Consider the following 17,784-nt stretch of genomic DNA (forward strand, 5'->3'; position numbering starts at 1 on the left):
TGCGCACTTATCCTAGATCAAGTCGTGGAGGAGATCCACGCGATGCAGTTCTTCAGGGCAATGGACAGCAGCGACAGCGCCAGGACGGAAGGCGCTCGGCCGCTTCGCCGCCGCAGGCTGCTGCTGATCGACGAGGACGAAACGGCCCGCGCCGTGATCGGGCGGCGCCTCTCCCACCTCCATCATGACGTGGCGCTTGCTGAAAATGGCTTCGTTGCCCTGAATCGCCTTCTCGCGCGCCCAGCCGACATCATCCTCATCGACATGGGCCTCAAAATCCTGCCGGCGATCGCTACCATGAGGAAGATCCGCGCGGCCGGGCTCTCGGGTCAGGCAAGCTTCGTGATGATCGCGGGGCGGCAGGACAGCGGCAGCGTCGTCGAAGCGTTGGAAGCGGGTGCGGACGATTATGTCGCCAAGCCGTTCGACTTCGCCGTCCTGGATGCGCGGCTGCGCCAGCTCTGCCAGCGCACGGACGAGATCAATGCGCTGACCCGCCACAATGCCGAACTCGATGCCCGCATCGCGCGCCGCGCCGTGGAACTCGGCGAAACCCGCGACGCCCTGCAGCTGTTGCAAGCGGACCGGGCACGGCTGGTGTCTTCCATCCAGGCGCTGAATGACGAGATCACAAGGCTGAGCGCTGGCCGGGCGTGACGCCGCGCGCACCTTAGAGACCACCTTCCAAAACCCGTTCGCCCTGAGCCCGTCGAAGGCCTCTATCGACAAGCTCAGCCCGAACGGATTTCGGAATTACTCTAACGCTTCAGCCAGCGCGTCGCGGCGAACCAGCCACTGATCCCCACCGACATGACCACGCAGACCGCCACCACGCCCCAAAACGCCCAGCGCTCATGGGCGAAGGGTATGCCGTTGACGTTCATGCCGAGCAGCCCGGTGAGGAAGGTCAAAGGCAGGAACACCAGCGCCACGACCGATATGATCAGCGCCTGCCGGTTCATCTGCTCGGCGCGCAGGTCCGTCAGCTCTTCATGGGCCAGCGCCGATCGTTCCCGCACCGCCTCCAATTCCTCGGCCATGCGCGCGCAGCGGTCCGCCGCTTCCTGCAAATGCAGCCGGTCGTCGGGATGCAGCCAGGGCGCGTCCGCCGCCGACAATCTTTCCAGCGCCTGCCGCTGCGGCGAGATGAAGCGGCGGTAGCTGATCGCCGAGGCACGGATTTCCGATACCTGCCGTCGCACGTCCGCCGCGCCGCTGTCGCTCAGGCTGCTTTCGATCTCATCCAGATCATCGCCAAGCTGCGCGACTTCAGGGTCGAGCGCTTCGGTGATTTCCTGTGCGAAGGCGGCGATGAGGTCGCCCGGATCGCGGATTTCCCCGGCAAGCATCCGCTTCACCACCGGCTCCATCGCCGCGAGCGGGCGGTAGCTGACGGTGATCACGCGCGCATGTTCGGCCCACAGGCGGATCGACACCAGCGGATCGCCGCCCGCGCCCTCATCCGCGCCCAGGCCGCGCAGGTTGATGAGCGCGCCATGCCCCATCAATGTGCAGCGCGGCCGCGTCTCCTGCGCCAGCAATGCCGACAGCGCTGCCTGCGGCATATGGTCGCAGCGCGAGACGATGCCGTGCGCATCCTCGCGCCAGCCATCGGCATGGACCCAGCTGAAAGCCGCATGATCCGCCTGCGCGCAAAAATCGTCGAGCGAGATTTCGCGCGCTCCGTCGCCATTATAGACGAACACCCGGCTCATCGCGGCATCTCCAGCCATAGCGACAGCCCCTCGCCCGGCGCTTCCGGCGGCGCGTCGGCAGGGATGCGCACGGCATCGGCGCGCGCACGATCAAGGATCGCGGGCGGCACGCGGGACTCATGATAGATGCGGTCAGCCTCCCCCAGCAGGCGGGCGGCGCGCAGCGTCAGCTCATCGGGATCACCTGACAGCAGACGCAACGCGACCAGGCGGGAAGGTTCGGCCTCCCCCTGCTCCGCCAGCCAGCGCGGCACCGCATCGGCAGCATCCTCGCGCAACGGGTCGATCAGCCCTCCCGCCGACAGCCCGGCATCAATTGCCCGGCGGCGCGCGCTCGCATCGGGCCAGCGCGCGCGGATGGCGGCGCGCGCGTCGTACAACGCGGCGGCGAGCGTCCCCAGCCGCTGTGGCAAAAGCGCCTCGATCCGCTGGCGCAGCGCCTTGGCCAGTCCCGCCGAAGCCCCGCTCGTGCCAATGGCGATCAGCACAGGCTCCCGATCGATGATGGCGGGCAAGGTGAAGTCGCAAAGCTCCGGCCGGTCGGTCGCATTCACCAGCACGCCGCGTGCCTTCAGCCGGGCGACCGTCGCATCATCGCCGTCAGCGACGATAGCGATCCCCGCGTCCGCATCCTCACCGACAATATGAGCGCCCACCCGTTCCAGCAGCCGCCGCTTGGCCTCCGCCGCCTCGCCCTTCCCCGTCAGGATGACGGCCCTGCCCTTCAACACCAGGAAGACGGGCAGGCTTTGCATCAGCCCTGCACCCAATCGGGGATTATGTCCGCCTCGATCAGCGCCTCGATCGGCGGGCGGGCGCGGACCACCGCCCATTTGTCGCCGGACACCAGCACTTCGGGCGTCAGCGGGCGGCTGTTATAGGTCCCCGCCATGGTCGCGCCATAAGCGCCCGCCGTCATGAAGGCGACCAGATCGCCCGCCTTCACCACATCCATGTCGCGATGCATTGCAAAAGTGTCGCCCGTCTCGCACACCGGCCCCACCACATTGGCGGTCTCCCGCGCGCCCGAAGGATCCACGGCACGGATATCATGCCAGGCATCATAGAGGCTGGGCCGCATCAGGTCGTTCATCGCCGCATCGACGATGACGAACGGTGCCTGCGCCCCCTGCTTGACCCGTACCACCCGTGACAGCAGCGCCCCTGCATTGCCGACGATGACCCGGCCCGGCTCGAACATCAGCCGCACGTTCCACCCTTGCGTCACCCGCGTCACCATCTCGCCATAGGCTTGCGGCAGCGGCGGAACAGGAAGCGAGGGATCGTAGGGAACGCCAAGTCCGCCGCCAAGATCGGCGGTGCGGATATCATGCCCCTCGGCGCGCAGCTTCTCGATCAGCGCGCCGACTTTGATGAAGGCCGCCTCAAGCGGTGCAAGGTCGGTCAGCTGGCTGCCGATGTGAACGGCGACGCCCCGCACGTCCAGGCCCGGCAGGTCGCGCGCAGCGGCATAGCTTTCCAGCGCCCTGTCATAGGGGATACCGAACTTGTTCTCGGACTTGCCGGTCGAAATCTTGGCATGCGTGCCCGCGTCCACATCGGGGTTGATGCGATAGGCGACAGGCGCCCTCTTCCCCATCGACAACGCCACCTCGGACAGCATCTCCGCTTCCGGCTCGCTCTCCAGGTTGAACTGGAAAATGCCATGGTCAAGGGCAAGGCGCATTTCCTCCGCCGTCTTGCCGACGCCGGAAAAAACGATGCGGCTGGCCGGAATCCCCGCCGCAACCGCCCGCAGCAGCTCGCCGCCCGACACCACGTCCGCGCCCAGCCCCAGCTTCGCCAGCGTCGCCAGCACCGCGCCATTGGGATTGGACTTGACGGCAAAGGCGATCAGCGGATCGTCCAGCCGTGACAGGGCATCGCGAAAGACATTGACGTGGCGCGTCAGCGTAGCGGTCGAATAGATATAGACGGGCGTGCCGACCGCCTGCGCGATCTCCGCCATCGGCACCTGCTCCACATGCATGGCGCCGTTCACATAATCGAAATGGTCCAAGGCTTGTCTGTCCTAGCGAAGCGTATCAGGGCTGGTTTTCAGGCGGCAGGTCGAACGGATCATCCTTGCGCAGTTCCGACTGCGAAAGGATGTCGACGCTCCGCTCCGGCCGCGACTGCATGGTTGGCGTCATCAGCTGCTGCGCGGTGGGCGCGGCAGCAGCGCCGACCGGCACCGCTGGCATTTTCTGCCCTTCAATGGGTTTCAACGGCTGCCGTCCGCCACAGGCCGCGAGCCCGAGCGCCAGCAGGGCAAAGACGACGTTCTGACTTATGGCAATCCTCATGCCGTTTCCTTCCGCGCCTCAGCGATACGCGCACGCACCTGGTCAGGCGCGGTGCCGCCATGGCTCTTGCGGCTGGCGACCGACGCATCGACCGTCAGCACCGCATAGATGCGCTCATCGATGCGGGCGTCAATGGCCTTCAGCGTCTCGATCGGCAGGTCGGCGAGCGGCGTGCCCGCGCTCTCCGCCGCCGCGACGGCCCGGCCCGTGATATGATGCGCCTCGCGGAACGGCACATTGGCTTCGCGCACCAGCCAGTCGGCCAAATCGGTGGCGGTGGCAAAGCCGCTCTCCGCGAGGCCGCGCATGCGATCGGTGCGGAACGTCACCGTCTCAATCATCCCGGTCATCGCCGCGATCGAGAGGCCCAGCAGATCATGCGCCTCGAACACCGGCGGCTTGTCGTCCTGCATGTCCTTCGAATAGGCGAGCGGCAGGCCCTTCATCGTGACGCAGAGCGCATTCATGCAGCCCATGATCCGCCCCGCATGGCCGCGCACCAGCTCGGCGGCATCGGGATTGCGCTTCTGCGGCATGATCGAGCTGCCGGTCGAATAGGCGTCGGGCAGCTTGACGAAGCCAAAAGGCTGGCTCGCCCAGATGATGAACTCTTCCGCCAGCCGCGACAGATGCAGGCTGCATTGCGTCGCCGCCATCAGATAATCGAGCGCGAAATCGCGGTCGCTGACACTATCCAGGCTGTTGTCGGTCGGCTTGGCAAAGCCCAGCGCCGCCGCCGTCGCATGTCGATCGATCGGGAAACCGGTCCCTGCCAGCGCCGCCGCGCCCAGCGGGCATTCATTCGCCCGCGAGCGCGCATCGGCAAAGCGGCTGCGGTCGCGGCGGATCATCTCATAATAGGCCATCAGATGATGACCCAGCGTCACCGGCTGCGCGGATTGAAGGTGCGTGAAGCCCGGCATCACCGCATCGGCATGCTCCTCCGCGCGCGCCAGCAGCGCCTGCTGCAACGCATCCAGCCCCGCCTCGACCTCATCGATAGCGTCGCGCACCCACAGGCGGAAATCCGTCGCCACCTGATCATTGCGTGACCGCGCCGTATGCAGCCGCCCCGCCGCCGGGCCGATCAGTTCGGCGAGGCGAGACTCGGTCACCATGTGAATATCTTCAAGGTCCAGGTTCACCGGCACGCCATTGGCTTCATATTCAGCCGCAATGGTGTCGAGCCCCTGGGCGATCGCCGCCGCGTCGTCGGCCGAAACGATGCCTTGCTTGGCCAGCATCGCGACATGCGCCTTCGACCCTGCGATGTCCTGCTTCCACAATCGCTTGTCGAACGGGATGGAGGCATTTATCTCGCGCATGACCGAAGCCGGGCCCGCTGCGAAGCGTCCGCCCCACATGCTGTTGGAGCTCCCGTTGCGATCTTCCCCGCCCCGATCGTTCTTGCCCTGCGTAATGACTCTGCTCCTGCTGGCTGGCCTCGGCGCGTGCGATAGGCAATCGCCGGGCGCGGGGCAAGATCAAGCCAATAGCAGCGCGCAAGTCCCGCCGACAAGCGGCGAGGCAATGGGCGCGCCGCAAAGCGCCAAGGGCGATTTCAGCTACACGCTTGACCGCTCGAAGGCAGGCGCAGCCGCCCCGGATTTTGCCTTCGCAGCCCCCGACGGCGCGGACGCGACCTTGCAGGATTTCGCGGGCAAGCCGTTGCTCGTGAACCTCTGGGCCACATGGTGCGCGCCCTGCGTCGCGGAAATGCCCACGCTCGACGCCGTGGCCAAGGCTTATGAGCCGAAGGGCCTCGCCGTGCTCACCATTTCGCAGGACAGCCAGGGCGAAAGCGTGGTGAAGCCCTTCTTCGCCAAGCACAGGCTGCCGCACCTCAAAAGCTTCATCGATCCGGAAAATCAGTTCGGCTTCCACTATGCGACCGGCATGCTCCCCACGACCGTCCTCTACGACCGGCAGGGCAAGGAGATGCTGCGCGTCGTCGGAGCCATGGACTGGAACAGCAAGGAAGCACGCGACCTCATCGAGACGGCGCTGAAATCCTGACGTTCGCCCTCTCCACACCCGACATGCTGACTAAGGCCAGGTCAGCAATCCTAATACGAACCACGTCTGAAATTCCGCTACCCAGCCTGCATGCAAATTGCGCAAGCAAGTTGCAGCTTTCTCAATCGCATGATTGCGCGCTGTAATAGCGGCTAACCACCACCTCTTCGTCTTTCCCACTGCACGATAACGCATAAGCGGGGGGCAATAGATGAAACGATTATCCGCATTCCGGCTTTCTCTTGTTCTGGCTTCCTCATGGTCTGCTTGCGCCATGGCACAGGAAACGCCGCAGGAAGCCCAGGCTGACGACGGCGGCGCAATCATCGTCACGGGCACCCGCGCGACGGGCATGCAGGCCGCCGAAAGCGCCGCGCCCATCCAGGTGCTGAGCGAAGAGGCGATCAGCCATGTCGGCCAGCCCAACCTCAATCAGGTGCTGACGCAAATCGTCCCCAGCTTCACCGCGCAGACGCAGGGCACGGATCTTTCCAGCTTCTCCCTGTCCGCCCGGCTTCGCGGCCTCAGCCCCAATCACACGCTGGTGCTGGTCAACGGCAAGCGTCGTCATGGCAACGGCATCCTCCAGGTCATTTCCGGCGCGTTTCAGGGCTCGGCCGCGCCCAGCATCGACCTCATCCCGCCGGACTCCGTCGCCCGCGTCGAAGTGTTCCAGGAAGGTGCCGCCGCCGTCTACGGCACCGACGCGATCGCGGGCGTCATCAACTTCATCCTCAAGGACCAGGACGAAGGCGGCAGCTTCAAGGTCACCGGCGGCCAGCATTATGACAGCGAGGGCGAGCTGTTCTCCGTCTCGGGCAATATGGGTTTCAAGCTCGGCGAGGACGGCTTCTTCAACCTGACGCTGTTCCACCGGCGGCAGGATTACACCACGGTCGGCGAAGGCCAGGTTCAGGTAACGCAGCGCGACGGGACCCTGCAAACCAATGCGCCCGCGCAATGGGCAAACCTCGCTGGCGACGCTCTTTCGGGCATCAACGGTGGCCAGCCACGCACGAAGCTGACGCTCGGCTTCTACAATATGGGCTATGATTTCGGCGGCGTCGAACTCTACAGCTTCGGCGATTATGCCCGCCGCGAAGGCTGGGCTCGCCAAGGCTACCGCCATCCCAAGCGCATCTGCTACGAACCCGGCAACCTCGGCGGCAGCGTGACGCCCGCACCCTATGATCCCGGCATCTGCTACAGCGATACCGGCATCTACGGCATGGTCCCGCTTCAGCATGTGGTGGAGGACGAATATAGCTTCACCATCGGCGCGAAGGGTGAATTTGGCGGCGGCTGGAACTACGATATTTCCGGCACCTATGGCGCCCAGAAGGACAGCATCTACACCGAACAGTCGGCGCACCGGGAACTGTGGCAGGAAAGCTTTGCCGCGGGCGGCGCAGCGCGGGCGATCACGCCCAGCAGCGCCTATGACGGGGGTTTCAAGCTGGCGCAGACGACCATCACCACCGACATCCGAAAGGAATTCGAAGTGGGCATGGCCAGCCCGCTGACCTTCGCATTCGGCGGCGAATATCGGAAGGATGAATATGAAATCCTTCAGGGCGACGCCGTCTCCACCTACAAGACCGGCGTTCAGTCCTTCCCTGGTTACAAGGCAACGGACGCTGGCGATTATCAGCGCAGTTCGAAAGCCGTCTACGCCAACCTGATCGGCGAGCCACTGGACGGCTGGAGCGTCGATCTTGCCGGGCGCTATGAGGATTATACCGACTTCGGCGACACCGCGATCTGGAAGGCGACGACCCGCTACGACGTCTCGCCCGCCTTCGCGCTGCGCGGCACCGTCAGCACCGGCTTCCGCGCGCCGACGCTCGCGGAACAGAAATATTCGACGATCAGCGTGGGTCCGACCAGCGCGGTGGCTCAGCTGCCCGCGGGCACGCCCGCAGCCCAGTTGCTCGGCTTCGGACCCCTGAAGCCCGAAAAGTCGAAGAATTTCTCCGCCGGTGTCGTGTTGCGGCCAGTGCCGAAACTCGCAATCACCCTCGATGGCTACATCATCAAGATCAAGGACCGCATCACCGGAACGGCGGCGCGCAATGCCGTCCTGAACGGGATCGTGCAGCCGGGCGCGAGCGATATATTGAACGCGCTGAGCGCAGCAGGGATCGTGCTCGACAGCGCCCTGTTCACCGGCGGCACGATCGGCGTGTCGAGCTTCACCAACGGCATCGACACGAAGACTTGGGGGCTCGATTTCTCGGCGAGCTACCCGGTCGCGCTGGATTTCGGCTCCCTCAACCTGTCACTGACCGCAAATTACAACAAGACGAAGATCACCGACAACAAGGTCGGCTACCCGATCTTCAACGCAGCGTCGGAAAGCAATATCGAACGGTCCAACCCGGACTACAAGATCGTCGCCAATGCCCTGTTCAAGAGCGGGCGGTTCACCCTCAACCTGCGTGAAACTTTCTATGGAAAGACCAGCGTCCTTGTCCGCCCGGCCTTCACGCCAGCGGGCGGATTCATTCCCGATGGCGGCTTCCTGATCGCGGACGGCGCCTTGGTGGGCGGGGTCAACGCCAACCAGCTCTACTTCAACGGCGTGGTGAAAGCGGCGGCCATCACTGACCTGGAGGCAAGCTATGACTTCACCGACAATGTGACCTTCGCGATCGGCGCGAACAACCTCTTCGACAAGCGGCCGGAAATCCCCGCCCTCATGCAGGGCGTCACCCCCGGCGCGGGCGTGTCGCCCTATGTCAATGGCACGGGCACTTACAACGCCTATTACGGCCACGGCCCCTATGGCACCTCCGGCGGCTATTATTACGCGCGCCTGGACTTCAAATTCTAAACAGCCCGTCAGGGTCGCGAACGGAGGCCGGTTTCCCAAAATGGGAGCCGGCCTTTTCCCTCTGACCGTCACCCCAGCAAAAGCTGGGGTCTCAGGCCCCACTGCACGACTTCTCCTGAGATCCCAGCCTCCGCTGGGATGACAGCACTTTAAAGCGAACGCGCCTCGCGCACCACCAGCACCGGCACGCCATCGCGCACCGGAAAGGCAAGCCCCGCAGCCTCCGACACCAGTTCGCTCCGCTCCCCATCCCAGCGGAGCGGCGTCCGCGTCACCGGGCAGACGAGCTTCGCCAACAGAAAGGGATCAGGCCCGCTGCTCACTGCATCGTAGCCCCGCCATCGGGCTCCATCCGGCCGACGATCTGCATCAACTGGATGATCCGATCGCATCGCTCGCTTAAAGTATCCGCTTCCAGCAAAGTCTGCTTGGCGGCCGGATCGAACGGCGCGATCTGGGCAATGCCGTTCACCAGCGACGTATCGTCAAGCCGTGACACCGCCGTCCAATCGACGACATAGCCCAATGCTTCGGCAAAGCGCCGCGATTCCTGCTCCAAGGCGGCACGCTCGACGGCATGGAGCACCTCATCCTCGCCCACCTCTTCCACGTCCGCCTCGATCTGGCGAAAAGCGGTGGTGACGTCGAGCTCGCGGATCACCCGAAAACGGGCCAGCCCTTCCAGGATGATGTTGAAGCGGCCATCGTCCAGCAGCTCGAACTCGCTGATCCGGCCGAGGCAGCCGACATCGTAGAGCGCAGGCTTCGCCCCTTCCCCGCGCGGCTGGATCATGCCGATGCGCCGGTCGCGCGCCATCGCATCGTGGATCATGGCCCGGTAGCGCGGCTCGAATATATGCAATGGCAAGTCCATGCCCGGCAGCAGCAAGGCTCCGGGCAAGGGAAAGATCGAGACGCGCGCGCGGTTCACCGGCCGCGCCGTCAGGAAAAGAGGATTTGCGACAATTTGCGCCGCTGCCCCGCGACCCACGGGTCCTCAAGGCCGGTCGCCTCGAACAGCTTGAGCAGTTGCGCCTTGGCCGCGCCCTCATTCCATTCGCGGTCGCGGCGGACGATCTCCAGCAGTTCCTCGGCAGCCCGGTCCCGATCGCCATTGGCCATCAACCCACCGGCCAGTTCAAAGCGCGCGTCATGATCATCGGGGTTGGCCGCAACCTTCGCCTCAATGCCGGAAAGGTCAGAAACGGGCTTCGCATCCCGCGCCAGCGCAATGGCGGCGCGGGCGCGGTCCACCGCCTGCTCCTTCGCCAAATCGGCGGGCAGCGCGGCCAGCACCGCCTCCGCCTCGTCCAGCTGCCCAAGCGCCACCAGCGCCCGCGCATGGCCGGAAGCGACCTCCGCATTGTCGGGCACCATCTGGCCGATCTGCTCGAACACGGAAAGCGCGCGGTCAGCCTCCCCGCCCGCCAGCATCTCCTCGCCCATTTCGATGAGCGGGGCGATTTCCTGAAGCTGCGCCTTTTCATCCGATTCGATCGGCAGCTGCGCCAGCAACTGGTCGAGATATTGTTTCAGCTGCCCTTCGGTGCGGGCCTGGCTGAGGTCAGCGACCGGCTGGCCCTGAAACACGGCATAGACGGTCGGGATCGACTGGACGCGGAATTGCGCGGCGATGAACTTATTCTCATCGACGTTGATCTTGACCAGCTTCACGCCCTTGGGCGCATATTCGGCGCACACCTTTTCGATGACCGGCGTCAGCTGCTTGCAGGGTCCGCACCATTCCGCCCAGAAATCGACGATGACCAGGCTGGTGCGCGACGGGTCCACCACGTCGCGGCGGAACGCCTCCACCGCTGCCTTATCGGTGTCGCTCATTCCTAGGGTCGCCACTGCCGTCTTCTCCTGCCTTGTTGCGGTTGGGTGCCGCCTCCATAGAACGCCTTATGTGGGGCGTCACCCTTTCCGCACAAGATCAGAAGGTGTAGCCGACCCCGACCGCGCCGATCCACTGGTTCCTGGACCCGGCGATGCTGACCACGGGCGAGTCCGCATAGTCGCCCAGCATGCGCGAATATCCGCCCAGCGCGAACAGGGCCCAACCCTTGCGGATATCGCCCGACAAGGACACGCCGCCCGTCAGGTTGACGCCGATCTTCTTGAAACCGGCCCCCTCGCCCGCGCGCGAATAGGCGGGCAGGCCAGACGCCAGCGCCCCGGCGGCATCGACGTCATAATAATAGCGGCCATATTTCTTGCCCACATAATCGGCCGAAACGCCCAGGCCCACGAAGCTGCGCGTCGAAAGCGGCGTGAAATATTCGATGGCGGGCGTCACGATATAGCTGCTATGCGCCCCCGCGACATCCTTGGTCACGGCGACGCGCACCGACAGATTGTCATAATCGCTGGTGATGATGCCCGTCTTGCCGACGCCGACGAAGCCGCCCAGCTCCACCGCCACGTCACGCTCGCCCAGCGCCCGCACCGCGTCATCCTTGATACTCTTGAGGCTCGACCGGTCGAAGCGGACGCCCGCGACAGGCCCCAGCTGAAGGTCGATGTCCTGACCCCGGTTCGGGATCACATCGAAATAGAGGCTCGGGCCCCGGGTCCAGAAGGCGAAGTCGCTTACCTTGCCGCGCAGCTGCGGAACGGGGATCACGCGATAATCGTCCGACCCTTCATAGCTCGGGATGACGGCGGCCCCGATGCCGACGGTGAGTGCATTGCTATCCTCAACCTCCTTGACTTGGGCATAAGCGCTATTGGCGGCACCCAGCGTAATAAAGGCCAGGCCCGCGAACACTATCTGGCGATGATTCATAAATCCCCTGTTCCCACGAATATGGTCAGCGCCTAGAATGTTTCGCTGCCATTACGGTTCCGATTAACTTCAATCAGAGGAAATATTTGATCTTTACGTCCTGACGCACCGCCGATCCCGTCATGGCGAATTGCGCGGATCGGAAGCTCGGCGCGCCAAAGCGGATCGCCGGGTTCCGGGAAAAGCCCACGCCCTCGCGCGGGATACCGGCAAAGGTATCCAGCTTCCCATTGCCATTTTCGTCATGGATGATGGCGATGGCATAAGTCCCCGGAGCCATGTCGCCCAGGGGAATAGCCGCGCTCGTGGCGGGCACCACCAGATGGCGCTTTTGCGGGTCCTTGCTGCAATCCGGGAAATAGGCCGCCGAGCGCGCCACGCAGATGAGCAGGTCGCCCTTCATGGATCGCAGGCCCTGCACTCCAATGCTGAGCGGCTGGGCCTCAGGCGCCGGGGCAGCGCCGGAACCGGCCATCAGCGCCCCCGCCAGCAACAGCAGCTTCCCCCTCATCGACGCCCTTTCCTGAACTCGCCCAATCCCCGATCCGTCCCGCACAGCCGGTCCCAGACACGGAAATAGAGCCCGTAATTGCAATTATATTGTTCATGATGCCGCTGATGATGACTGGCCGTGATCAGCCAGCGGCCCGCCGGACCTTGCACCATCCAGCGCGGAAACATCTCCCAACCCATATGATTGGACACGCCCATCACCGTCATGATCGTCAGCACGCAGCCCAGCGCCGCCACATGGATGGGGATCAGGAAGACGAGCGCCGGAATGACGATCGCGCCGCTCAACGCCTCCCACGGGTGAAAGCTCATCGCCGCCCAGGCCGTGGGCGGACGGCTGGCATGGTGCACCGCATGGGCCGCGCGGAACAGGCGCGGACGATGCATCCAGCGATGCGTCCAGTAAAACCAGCTGTCATGCGCGGCGAGGTAGAGCAGCACCGAAACCGGCAGATACCAGAGCGGATAGGCGCCGACATCCGTATAGATGCGCGTCCAGCCCTGCGCCTGCCATCCCCAGGCGACCACGCCCGCCGGGATGCCGTAGATCAACGCAGACGCCAGCGACCATGCGATCTCCCGCCGGATCTGCGGGTCGAGCCCGGCATAGAGGCCCGGTTGCCGGACACGGGTCGCGAAGGCAAAGCCGCCGCTGGTGATCAGGTAGCGCACCGCCACGATCGCGCTCATGGCAAGAGCGGAAAGAAGGATCGCGGCCAGCATGGGGTCGACTATAAGCGGCAGCACCCGGCCCGTCACCCCTTCAGGTCCCTCCATCAGGTCCGCGGACGCGCCTGGCGGTAGCTGCCCAGCATGCGCACCCACTTGCTGTGGAATTCCAGTTCGGCAAGCGCCCGGTCCACGGCGGGATTGCCCGGCATACCCTCGATGTCGCAGAAAAACTCCGTCGCCGCGAAGCTCGCGCCCCGCTGATAGCTTTCCAGCTTGGTCATGTTGACGCCGTTCGTCGCAAAGCCGCCCATCGCCTTGTAAAGCGCGGCGGGCACATTCTTCACCTCGAACAGGAATGTCGTCATCACCGGCGCGTCGCCGGCCTGCGGCATCTGCGGCTCGCGCGACAGCACGAGGAAGCGCGTCATATTGTCGTCGCTATCCTCGATATTCTCCGCCACCATCTTAAGGCCATAAAGCTCTGCCGCCAGATAGGGGGCGACGGCGCCTTCGCCGGGCTTGCGCGATTCAGCCACCAGCGCCGCCGCGCCCGCCGTATCCGCATAGGCGACCGGCTGGATTCCCCGCTCGCGCAGATAATGGCGGCATTGCCCCAGCGCCTGCGGATGGCTGATCGCGCTTTTGACCGGGCTGTCGTCCACCGCCATTAGGCAGTGGCGAATGCGCAGGAAATATTCATCGACGATATGCAGCCCCGATTCGGGCAGCAGGAAATGCATGTCTGCGACGCGCCCGTGCAGGCTGTTTTCGATCGGAATGATCGCCCGCGCCGCGATTCCGCCGCGCACGGCATCGATCGCATCTTCAAAGGCGAAGCAGGGCAGCGGCACCCAATCGGGCGCATATCCAAGCGCCGCGAGGTGCGAATTGGCGCCCGGCGCGCCCTGGTAGGCGATGGCGCGCGACGGGTCGGCTGCGGCCTTTTCAGCGAGTTCCGCGACCAGCGCGCGGGCGGGGGCAGGATAGTTTTCCATGGATGCAGCGCGCTTAGGCACTCCTCCCCGCGCGCGCAAGCGGAACGGGCGCTTGGCCGCGCACCGCCCCGGCGCCCCGCCGTTCAACCATGCTTGCACGTTCGCTCTTGCGCCATTATGGCAGCGCGCTAGAGGGGGCGCGGAAACCAAGCCGCCAGAACAGAAATTCAAGGGAATCCAAGCGAAATGAGTGATCGTTTCAACACCGTTGCAGGCTGGGCGTTGTTTGCGGGAATCATTGCGCTGGGTGGCGGCATCGTCAGCTCCAAATATTTCCATGCTGAACGTCCCGAAAAGATGGGCTACGCGATCGAAGGCGTCGAGGCCGAAGGTGAAGGCGGCGCGGCCAGCGGCCCCGGCCTCAACACCCTGCTCGCCAGCGCCGATGTCGCGGCCGGTGAAAAGGTCTTCGCCAAGTGCGCCGCATGCCACACCATCAATCAGGGCGGAGCCAACGGCATCGGCCCCAACCTCTTTGCGACCGTGGGCGAAGCCATCGGCCAGGGCAAGGGCGGCTTCGCCTTCTCCGACGCGCTCAAGAGCAAGGGCGGCAACTGGACTTTCGAAAATCTCGACCATTGGCTGAAGAGCCCGCGCGAATTCGCGCCCGGCACCAAGATGACCTTCGCTGGCCTCGGCAACCCGGCCGACCGCGCGAACCTCATCGCCTGGATGAACACGCAGGGCTCCAACCTGCCGCTGCCCGCCGCCGACGCGGCACCCGCCGACGCCAGCGCCACCCCTGCTGAAGCCGCAGGCAACGCCACGAACGCCGCCGAAAGCGTCGAAGGCAAGGCCCCGGCCAACGCCGCACCCGCGACCGGGCCCGCTGCCCCCGGCAAATAAGGGCTAGCCCCTTCTGACGAACTGACGGGCGCGGCACGATTGCCGCGCCCGTTGTGTTTAGGGGGTAAGCGGCCCATCCGGAACCAAAGCCAGGAGCGCGCACCTGCTCCCCCTCCCGCAGGCGGGAGGGGGTTAGGGGGTGGGCCTGCGCAACGCTCGTGTGGTTCCGACCGCTGCTCACCCCATGCTTCAATCATCAAGCCCATCCAGTCACCTCACCTACCGCTCGCCCACCCTCTTCCCGTCGCTCGCCACGGAACATCGGCATGCGCTTCGGGTTCAGGCTCGTCTGCAACACAGCAGCAAAGCCCAGGAAAGGACCCGGTCATGGTACAGGCATCAGCTATTTTCGACTCACACGCAGAGGCCGAAAGGGCAGTATCGGAACTACGCACGCTCGGCGTGAATGACAGTGACCTGTCCGTCATCGCCCACCATGGCGGCACGACCACGACCACCAGCGGCGACGGCGAGATCACCGACGAGCACCATCGGAACATTCTCCGGGGCATTCTGGGTGGCGGCGCGCTGGGCGCAGGACTGGGCGTCGCGGCGCTGGCGATCCCCGGCGTCGGGCCGCTCGCAGCCGCTGGCGCCATCGCTGCCTCGGCCGTGCCCGAAGCCGTCGGCATCGGCGCTGTCGTCGGAGCGATCGGCGGAAGCCTCAATGAGGCGCTGACCAAGCACGGGGTCAGCAAGGAAGACGCCGACTATTATGGCGGCCGTTTGAAGGATGGCGCCGTGCTCGTCACGGTTGCCGACGCCGGACTGGATGCCGGGCGCGTCCGCGAGGTGCTTTACCGCAACGGCGGCCACAACGCGTCTCAGGCCCGCAACGCCACCATCTAAAAAACGCATGGAGCCGGAAAGCATCGCTTTCCGGCTCCTGCTTACCCGAGCTGTTCCTTCACCGCTCCGCCACCAGCAGCTTGTCGATCTTGCGCCCGTCCATATCGACGATCTCGAACCGCCATCCCTGATCCTCGATGAAGTCGCCCACTTCCGGCAGGCGCTTGAGCAGCCACAGCGCATGGCCCGCCACCGTCGCATAGTCGCGGTCCTCCGGCAGGTCGATACCGATCCGGTCCGCCAGCAGGTCCACCGGCATCTGCCCCGACACCAGCAAGCTGCCATCGTCCCGTTCCACGACATCGGGCTCGTCATGCACGTCGCGGTCGGATGCGAAGTGGCCCGCGATCGCCGACAACAAGTCGGCAGGCGTCGCGATGCCTTCGAAATGGCCATATTCGTCATGCACCATGACCATCGGCACGTCCGCGCGGCGCAGCACTTCCAGGGCGTCCATGGCGTCGACCTGGTCGGGCACCACCTCCACCCGGCGCATCAACGATCCGACGTCGAGCCGCTCGCCCCGGAACAACGCCGTCATGATGTCGCGCGCCTGCACGACGCCGATAATATCCTCCACCGTGCCGCGTCCCACCGGAAGCCGCGTGTGGGGGGTCTGGAGCAGCCTTGCGCGGACCGTCTCATCGTCCGCGTTGATGTCGATCCAATCGACGTCCATCCGCGGCGTCATGACCTCGCGCACCGGGCGGTCGGCCAGCCGCACCACGCCCGAAATGATGGCGCGCTCGCTTTCCTCGATCACGCCGGAACGGCTCGCTTCCGCCACGATCAGGTGCAGCTCCTCGGCCGTCACATGATGTTCGGACTCCCGCGTCATGCGCAGCAGGCGGAAAATGAGCGCGCTCGACCCGTCCAGCACCCACACGATGGGCGCGGTGATCTTCGCCAGCCACAGCATCGGCGTCGCCATGACAACGGCGATCGGCTCGGGCGCGCGCAGGGCGAACTGCTTGGGCACCAGCTCACCGATGATCAGCGACGCGTAGGTCGTCAGGCCGATCACGACCGCAAAGCCGAGATTTTCGGCAACGTTGGGCGACAGGCCCAATAGCTGCAACCGCTCACCCACCGGCCCACCCAGGCTCGCCCCGGAATAGGCACCCGCGACAATGCCGATCAGGGTGATGCCGATCTGGACAGTGGACAGGAACTTGCCGGGATCGCTCGCCAGCATCAGCGCCGTGTGCGCGCCGCGCCGCCCCGCCTTTTCCATCGCCTGCAAGCGCGGACGGCGGGCGGATACGATCGCCAGCTCCGACATGGCGAAGACGCCATTCAGCGCGACGAGCGCCAGAATGATGACGATATCTACCCAGGGAAAGGGCGTCGGAGCGTGCGGGGGGATCGTGGCCATGGTGGTCAGCTACGCCCTATAACCCTGTTTCTTACAATTTCACAACCGTTGCATCATCTGGGGTTCAGTTCGCTGGTGGAACAAAAGCGGCGGTTCGATGATTGGGGCCTGCATCCGCGCTTTCGGGTGCAAGATAAATAAGGGAACTCAAATCTATGCGGATTTCTCATCGCATCCTGGGTACGGCGGGACTAGCCGCCATGCTCGCCACCGCCGCCTGCACGACTGATCCCAACACCGGCCAGCGGCAGATTTCGAAGGCCGCGATCGGCGGCATCGGCGGCGCGCTCGGCGGCTATCTGCTGGGCGATCTGGTCGGCGGCAAGCGTGACCGGACGGAAAAGATCCTCGGCGCAGGCATTGGCGCGGTCGCCGGCGCAGGCATCGGCGCTTACATGGACGCGCAGGAGCGCAAGCTGCGCGAGGAAACCGCAGGCAGCGGCGTCGACGTGATCCGTGACGGCGACAATCTGGTGCTGCGCATGCCGTCCGGCATCACCTTCACCACCGACAGCGCCGCCGTCCAGCCGCAGTTCCGCCCGACGCTGGACGAAGTGTCGTCCGTGTTGGCGCAATATCCCAAAACCTATATCGACGTGTACGGCCACACCGACAGCGACGGCGCGGACGCCTATAACCAGACCCTGTCCGAACGCCGCGCCCAATCGGTCGCGGACTATCTGACCAGCCACGGCGTCCAGTCGGCCCGCATCGCGACGCGCGGCTTCGGCGAAACCCAGCCCATCGCCTCCAACGCCACCGCCGAGGGCAAGGCCAGCAACCGCCGCGTGGAAATCAAGATCGCGCCGGTTACGGAAAGCGACATCCGGGCCTAAAGCCTGCCGCCATGACCAAAAAAGCCGGGACGCGCCCCAA

Annotated in this window: 19 protein-coding genes; 6 read left to right on the forward strand and 13 right to left on the reverse strand. The window is 64.9% G+C overall.

Features of this window, described 5'->3' with window-relative positions:
- The first annotated feature begins 42 nt into the window (after positions 1 to 42).
- Positions 43 to 657, forward strand: a complete 615-nt coding sequence (locus tag MU848_RS15840) for a response regulator transcription factor (RefSeq protein WP_380801021.1) — start codon at positions 43 to 45, stop codon at positions 655 to 657.
- 101 nt (positions 658 to 758) lie between these two features.
- Here MU848_RS15840 and MU848_RS15845 read toward each other — a convergent pair whose 3' ends face one another.
- The 5 genes from MU848_RS15845 to argH are packed head-to-tail and all read right to left on the reverse strand — an operon-like array spanning position 759 to position 5,385.
- Positions 759 to 1,715, reverse strand: coding sequence for a zinc transporter ZntB (locus MU848_RS15845; protein ID WP_380801086.1), 957 nt, complete (start codon positions 1,713 to 1,715; stop codon positions 759 to 761).
- A complete protein-coding gene (locus MU848_RS15850) occupies positions 1,712 to 2,470 on the reverse strand; it encodes a precorrin-2 dehydrogenase/sirohydrochlorin ferrochelatase family protein (RefSeq protein WP_247234089.1) in 759 nt (252 codons plus the stop codon). Before MU848_RS15850 ends, MU848_RS15845 begins: the two co-directional genes overlap by 4 nt.
- Complete coding sequence (gene lysA, locus MU848_RS15855; RefSeq protein WP_247234091.1) at positions 2,470 to 3,735, reverse strand: diaminopimelate decarboxylase; 1,266 nt, start codon at positions 3,733 to 3,735, stop codon at positions 2,470 to 2,472. Before lysA ends, MU848_RS15850 begins: the two co-directional genes overlap by 1 nt.
- 25 nt (positions 3,736 to 3,760) lie before the next feature.
- The gene (locus MU848_RS15860) at positions 3,761 to 4,021 is read right to left on the reverse strand and encodes a hypothetical protein (protein ID WP_247234093.1); all 261 of its coding nucleotides are present in this window, start codon (positions 4,019 to 4,021) and stop codon (positions 3,761 to 3,763) included.
- A complete protein-coding gene (argH, locus tag MU848_RS15865; protein ID WP_247234095.1) occupies positions 4,018 to 5,385 on the reverse strand; it encodes an argininosuccinate lyase in 1,368 nt (455 codons plus the stop codon). Before argH ends, MU848_RS15860 begins: the two co-directional genes overlap by 4 nt.
- Before the next feature lie 55 nt (positions 5,386 to 5,440).
- Here argH and MU848_RS15870 point away from each other — a divergent pair, with 55 nt between their 5' ends.
- Together MU848_RS15870 and MU848_RS15875 are read left to right on the forward strand one after the other, a co-directional pair.
- Positions 5,441 to 6,037: a TlpA disulfide reductase family protein gene (locus MU848_RS15870; protein WP_247234097.1), complete on the forward strand. Its 597-nt coding sequence runs from the start codon at positions 5,441 to 5,443 to the stop codon at positions 6,035 to 6,037.
- A 211-nt stretch (positions 6,038 to 6,248) separates the two neighbouring features.
- Positions 6,249 to 8,870 carry a TonB-dependent receptor plug domain-containing protein gene (locus MU848_RS15875; protein WP_247234099.1) on the forward strand — a complete coding sequence of 874 codons (2,622 nt, stop codon included), beginning with the start codon at positions 6,249 to 6,251 and terminating at the stop codon, positions 8,868 to 8,870.
- A gap of 149 nt (positions 8,871 to 9,019) precedes the next feature.
- Here MU848_RS15875 and MU848_RS15880 read toward each other — a convergent pair whose 3' ends face one another.
- From MU848_RS15880 to MU848_RS15910, 7 genes are all read right to left on the reverse strand, one after another.
- Positions 9,020 to 9,193, reverse strand: a complete 174-nt coding sequence (locus MU848_RS15880) for a Trm112 family protein (RefSeq protein ID WP_097090880.1) — start codon at positions 9,191 to 9,193, stop codon at positions 9,020 to 9,022.
- On the reverse strand, positions 9,190 to 9,801 hold the full coding sequence (locus tag MU848_RS15885; protein WP_097090879.1) for an LON peptidase substrate-binding domain-containing protein: 612 nt from the start codon (positions 9,799 to 9,801) through the stop codon (positions 9,190 to 9,192). Before MU848_RS15885 ends, MU848_RS15880 begins: the two co-directional genes overlap by 4 nt.
- An 11-nt stretch (positions 9,802 to 9,812) precedes the next feature.
- Positions 9,813 to 10,709: a tetratricopeptide repeat protein gene (locus MU848_RS15890; protein ID WP_247234101.1), complete on the reverse strand. Its 897-nt coding sequence runs from the start codon at positions 10,707 to 10,709 to the stop codon at positions 9,813 to 9,815.
- Between the two features lie 97 nt (positions 10,710 to 10,806).
- On the reverse strand, positions 10,807 to 11,658 hold the full coding sequence (locus tag MU848_RS15895) for a MipA/OmpV family protein (RefSeq protein WP_247234103.1): 852 nt from the start codon (positions 11,656 to 11,658) through the stop codon (positions 10,807 to 10,809).
- Positions 11,659 to 11,731: 73 nt separating this feature from the next.
- A complete protein-coding gene (locus tag MU848_RS15900) occupies positions 11,732 to 12,169 on the reverse strand; it encodes a DUF2141 domain-containing protein (RefSeq protein ID WP_247234105.1) in 438 nt (145 codons plus the stop codon).
- Positions 12,166 to 12,894, reverse strand: coding sequence for a sterol desaturase family protein (locus tag MU848_RS15905; protein ID WP_247234365.1), 729 nt, complete (start codon positions 12,892 to 12,894; stop codon positions 12,166 to 12,168). Before MU848_RS15905 ends, MU848_RS15900 begins: the two co-directional genes overlap by 4 nt.
- Positions 12,895 to 12,947: 53 nt before the next feature.
- On the reverse strand, positions 12,948 to 13,838 hold the full coding sequence (locus tag MU848_RS15910) for a prephenate dehydratase (protein WP_247234107.1): 891 nt from the start codon (positions 13,836 to 13,838) through the stop codon (positions 12,948 to 12,950).
- 186 nt (positions 13,839 to 14,024) lie between these two features.
- Between MU848_RS15910 and MU848_RS15915 the strand changes: the two genes are divergently transcribed.
- Both MU848_RS15915 and MU848_RS15920 read left to right on the forward strand, forming a co-directional pair.
- Positions 14,025 to 14,684 carry a c-type cytochrome gene (locus MU848_RS15915; RefSeq protein WP_097090874.1) on the forward strand — a complete coding sequence of 220 codons (660 nt, stop codon included), beginning with the start codon at positions 14,025 to 14,027 and terminating at the stop codon, positions 14,682 to 14,684.
- A 327-nt stretch (positions 14,685 to 15,011) separates the two neighbouring features.
- Positions 15,012 to 15,533 (forward strand): hypothetical protein, encoded by a 522-nt coding sequence (locus tag MU848_RS15920; RefSeq protein WP_141397797.1) that lies wholly within the window; start codon positions 15,012 to 15,014, stop codon positions 15,531 to 15,533.
- A gap of 58 nt (positions 15,534 to 15,591) precedes the next feature.
- Here MU848_RS15920 and MU848_RS15925 read toward each other — a convergent pair whose 3' ends face one another.
- Complete coding sequence (locus MU848_RS15925; protein WP_247234109.1) at positions 15,592 to 16,908, reverse strand: hemolysin family protein; 1,317 nt, start codon at positions 16,906 to 16,908, stop codon at positions 15,592 to 15,594.
- 155 nt (positions 16,909 to 17,063) lie between these two features.
- Between MU848_RS15925 and MU848_RS15930 the strand changes: the two genes are divergently transcribed.
- Complete coding sequence (locus MU848_RS15930; protein WP_097090871.1) at positions 17,064 to 17,744, forward strand: OmpA family protein; 681 nt, start codon at positions 17,064 to 17,066, stop codon at positions 17,742 to 17,744.
- Positions 17,745 to 17,784 lie beyond the last annotated feature (40 nt).

The organism is Sphingobium agri, from assembly GCF_023051225.1.
In the GTDB taxonomy this organism is placed as follows: domain Bacteria; phylum Pseudomonadota; class Alphaproteobacteria; order Sphingomonadales; family Sphingomonadaceae; genus Sphingobium; species Sphingobium agri.

What these genes read in the sequence shown, in the direction of transcription:
- MU848_RS15840 (WP_380801021.1), top strand. Translation starts at nt 43, where the DNA reads ATGCAGTTCTTCAGGGCAATGGACAGCAGCGACAGCGCCAGGACGGAA.
- MU848_RS15925 (WP_247234109.1), bottom strand. Translation starts at nt 16,908, where the DNA reads ATGGCCACGATCCCCCCGCACGCTCCGACGCCCTTTCCCTGGGTAGAT.
- MU848_RS15860 (WP_247234093.1), bottom strand. Translation starts at nt 4,021, where the DNA reads ATGAGGATTGCCATAAGTCAGAACGTCGTCTTTGCCCTGCTGGCGCTC.
- MU848_RS15895 (WP_247234103.1), bottom strand. Translation starts at nt 11,658, where the DNA reads ATGAATCATCGCCAGATAGTGTTCGCGGGCCTGGCCTTTATTACGCTG.
- MU848_RS15890 (WP_247234101.1), bottom strand. Translation starts at nt 10,709, where the DNA reads ATGAGCGACACCGATAAGGCAGCGGTGGAGGCGTTCCGCCGCGACGTG.
- MU848_RS15915 (WP_097090874.1), top strand. Translation starts at nt 14,025, where the DNA reads ATGAGTGATCGTTTCAACACCGTTGCAGGCTGGGCGTTGTTTGCGGGA.
- MU848_RS15910 (WP_247234107.1), bottom strand. Translation starts at nt 13,838, where the DNA reads ATGGAAAACTATCCTGCCCCCGCCCGCGCGCTGGTCGCGGAACTCGCT.
- MU848_RS15850 (WP_247234089.1), bottom strand. Translation starts at nt 2,470, where the DNA reads ATGCAAAGCCTGCCCGTCTTCCTGGTGTTGAAGGGCAGGGCCGTCATC.
- MU848_RS15845 (WP_380801086.1), bottom strand. Translation starts at nt 1,715, where the DNA reads ATGAGCCGGGTGTTCGTCTATAATGGCGACGGAGCGCGCGAAATCTCG.
- MU848_RS15905 (WP_247234365.1), bottom strand. Translation starts at nt 12,894, where the DNA reads ATGCTGGCCGCGATCCTTCTTTCCGCTCTTGCCATGAGCGCGATCGTG.
- MU848_RS15930 (WP_097090871.1), top strand. Translation starts at nt 17,064, where the DNA reads ATGCGGATTTCTCATCGCATCCTGGGTACGGCGGGACTAGCCGCCATG.
- MU848_RS15900 (WP_247234105.1), bottom strand. Translation starts at nt 12,169, where the DNA reads ATGAGGGGGAAGCTGCTGTTGCTGGCGGGGGCGCTGATGGCCGGTTCC.
- MU848_RS15875 (WP_247234099.1), top strand. Translation starts at nt 6,249, where the DNA reads ATGAAACGATTATCCGCATTCCGGCTTTCTCTTGTTCTGGCTTCCTCA.
- MU848_RS15920 (WP_141397797.1), top strand. Translation starts at nt 15,012, where the DNA reads ATGGTACAGGCATCAGCTATTTTCGACTCACACGCAGAGGCCGAAAGG.
- argH (WP_247234095.1), bottom strand. Translation starts at nt 5,385, where the DNA reads ATGTGGGGCGGACGCTTCGCAGCGGGCCCGGCTTCGGTCATGCGCGAG.
- MU848_RS15870 (WP_247234097.1), top strand. Translation starts at nt 5,441, where the DNA reads ATGACTCTGCTCCTGCTGGCTGGCCTCGGCGCGTGCGATAGGCAATCG.